The following is a 3,208-nucleotide window of genomic DNA, read 5'->3' as shown; positions in this document are numbered from 1 at the left end:
TGGCGAATGGAATTACACTATCTCACCAAACCTCAATATTCTCTGAGACTTGTAAAAGTTGTTTCTTGACAAGCTCTTACTCAAAGTTATTGCTCACAAGGCTCTTCCTGACCGTCCTGCTAGGAACGAACCACGAGTCCGTAAACGCCGCCCGAAAGCTTATCCCTTAATGACCAAACCTCGGCACGAATTACGAAAGCAGTTGCAAACTGCTTAATACACAAGCGTTTCGGCTTTTCTTAGTGCCATTCGCCTTTGAATCTTACTCCCCAACGCTAGTAGGGAAGGAGCTGGGGGTTAGGTCTATATTGCACTCAACTGAGAAGCGCTATATATTAGACATCAAAACAAAAGCTTTAATTTAGAAGTTTACCTTGTAGTGAGATCGGATTCGGAACAGGAATTAACTCGTGAACAGGCAAAGTGACGATTTTATTTACTATTTGGTCTAAATTTTCTGATTCACTAATTTTCTCACCTTTTTCGGGTTTTTCTATCACATCTTTGAAGATGTATTTAAGAAGTTCTACTTGTTCTCCTTGTGATTGTGTCTGCAAATCTTCACTTGTAAATAAACGTGTTACGGTATCATACCAAATACCCTTTTTGGCATAATATAAACTGTTATTTGGCGGTAAGACAGGTAATTTCATTCTTTCAATCCAGCCGACAACACCAGGATTATTTGATGGCTTTAAAGGATTACAAATAATTGAAAAATACCAGTTATATTCTTGATCTTCTTCTAAAGGCTCAACAGTCTTTGGAAGGGTAAATTTTGCCAGACTAGGTTGATTAGCTTCAGGAAGTCTTACTAAGATTGGCCCTGCAACAATCTCCTCATTTTGGTTTAATAAAACAAATTTTCCATACTCAATTTCTGACTCTTTATAAGCATAAGGAATGTAAAACCAGAAGGTTGGATATGCTTCAATTGTCTTACCCCAAACTAGATCCATCTTAGATGGTAATACTTGTTGTTCGTGTATTGTGGGGACAAAAGCAGTTAATGGGATTTCATTATTGTCTAGAGATATAAGAGCAGGACAACGACCTCTACCAGCACCTCCTCGTGGACGGCCGTTGGGTGTTTTCAGTTCTTTGCGCTGCGATCGCCCTTTCACAACAGACTCTACTTCTGCCAGAAAAACTTGAATAATATTTCTGTTATCTTGCTGTGCTATTGCTGGTGCAGGATAGCCAATAAAAAAAATGATTATTAGAATCAAGCTAATAATAGCTCTAAACCAACGAGCTGTAGGTAACGATAATTTAAACATAAAAAACAGTTTTAGGAGTTAAGAAGATTTTTGAGGCTTTGGAAATTTTAACTTTAAAAGTAATACCATTCCTCCTGTACCTAAAAAGCTTAAAATAGGAGGTATACAGGGTATCCAAATCAGAGCAAATATAAACATTATATAGCAACTAAAAGGTAAACTAAAAAATACTATTACCCCTAACACCGTTAACCTTCTGTTTATCCGATAACTTTGAAATAAAGTTCCTCCAATTAATGACCAAGCAAAAATCCAAGACATCTCCAACCAAATAGACCAAACTTGTAACAAAGGCCGGTTGTATAAAACTGCACTTATAAGTTGGCTGATCATTTGCCCCTGAATCATTACCCCTGGTATTTGTCGGTGGCTTTCAGAATACAAGGGAGTAGTCCAAGGAGCTTCATAAGTAGAGTCTGTTACTCCAATTAAAACAATTTTGTCTTTTACAAATTCTTTGTACCTAATAGGAAAATCAGCCTTGAGAACGTCTGCAACTGTAACTTTTGTTGCAAAATTTTCAGGAGAGCAAGTATCCCCATTTATGCAAGATATCCGATAGTTTAGTAGTATTTGATATCCATTCAAATCGGTGAACATCGAGTAGCCGCCTCGGTAATCAGCGTGAATTGGCTCGAATAGAGTCTTATCGATTTGTAAAAAATTTTCCTGATTAAATACTTTTTCTTCGGATTGATTTAAAAAGTGCAGGGCTAATTTCAAGCTAAAAGCATTTGTGATTAGTTCATTATCAGATTTTGATCTACAAAAAGATGAATTACGATCCTTATCCATTCTTAAAAGATGACGACGAACAATACTATCTTTATCTAGTAAAAAATCACTAAAACCTAGTCGATTGTTGATAAATTCAGGTGGTGGTTCTACTCCAGGGGAATTTTGTTGAGTTTCATCACCTACATAACAAGCACCAAAAATAGTGTTATTTTTATTGTCTTTTAAAAGGTTAGATAATGGGGTAGTTTTATTAGTTTCAAAATCACGGTGAATGTCCAAACCAATAACTTTTGGTTGGATTTTTAGCAGTATACTTAGAATGTTAAATAAGGTATCATCTGTTAAAGAACCTTGCCGTGGTTTTGTACCCTGGTTACGGATATCTTCTGGAGTGACTTGAATAATTAATATCTTTTTATCTGGATCTTCAGGTCGTTTAAATCTCATCATATTGTCGAACAACCATAGTTCTGATGGCTCAATTAATCCCATAAAACGTACAAATATCACCAATAAACTTATCCACATACTGTTCAGGAAAACATTCCGAACACCATACCAAGAAATAGAGTTCAGTAATCTTGTAATTTTTGCAGTTTGGCTCTGTTCTTGGGGGTTTTCTGGAAATGGAGAACTTTTTGGAGCTTCTTCTATCAGTCCATAAATTTCTTTAACAGCATCTGTAATACCTTTAGCAACCTCTGTCAATACTTTATCTATATCTCCATATTCTGCAACAAATCTCTTATTTTTAGGGAGAGGTTGAAAATCCTTAAAATTAGTCGATTCCCAATCGCATGAGCGAAGCAAAACAGGAATAACAATAACCTGATTTTTTTCCTTCCTTTCTAGGATAAGTTTTTTATAATGTTCATAATCCTCTAGATTGAAAAGATCAGCACTTATCAGTACAACAATCAAATCAGATGTTATCAGATGTTTTTCAATTATTTGTTTATCTGTTCCTCCACTTACTTCTCTTGGATAATAATAATTAGCTGATATTTGAGATTTAGAAATATTTAATTGTTTAGCAAGTTGTTCACGAAGTTTTTCATCTTCATTATTATCTGAGTAATAAAAAAAAACCTCTACTTGGTTAGGTACTTTATTTTGTTGTACTTGGATAATCTCAGCATCTTCTTGTGTCACTCAACCATCCCTCTGAGCAAAATATAGAGAATATATAT

At 35.2% G+C, this 3,208-nt stretch carries 3 protein-coding genes; 1 reads left to right on the top strand and 2 read right to left on the bottom strand.

The genetic code is table 11. The features are described 5' to 3' along the window. Window positions 1-58 precede the first annotated feature (58 nt). A complete protein-coding gene (locus tag GNF10_RS36045) occupies window positions 59-217 on the top strand; it encodes a hypothetical protein (protein WP_221643682.1) in 159 nt (52 codons plus the stop codon). Window positions 218-356: 139 nt separating this feature from the next. On the opposite strand, the gene GNF10_RS36040 is transcribed toward GNF10_RS36045, so the two are convergent. Both GNF10_RS36040 and GNF10_RS36035 read right to left on the bottom strand, forming a co-directional pair. Then, entirely contained in the window at window positions 357-1,280 is a 924-nt protein-coding gene (locus GNF10_RS36040; protein WP_185588094.1) for a DUF928 domain-containing protein, read from the bottom strand. Between the two features lie 18 nt (window positions 1,281-1,298). Then, entirely contained in the window at window positions 1,299-3,170 is a 1,872-nt protein-coding gene (locus GNF10_RS36035; protein ID WP_185588096.1) for a CHASE2 domain-containing protein, read from the bottom strand. Between the last annotated feature and the right edge of the window lie 38 nt (window positions 3,171-3,208).

Source organism: Nostoc sp. UCD121 (genome assembly GCF_014222285.1).
In the GTDB taxonomy this organism is placed as follows: domain Bacteria; phylum Cyanobacteriota; class Cyanobacteriia; order Cyanobacteriales; family Nostocaceae; genus Nostoc.
This window is presented reverse-complemented; position numbering and strand designations above follow the sequence as displayed.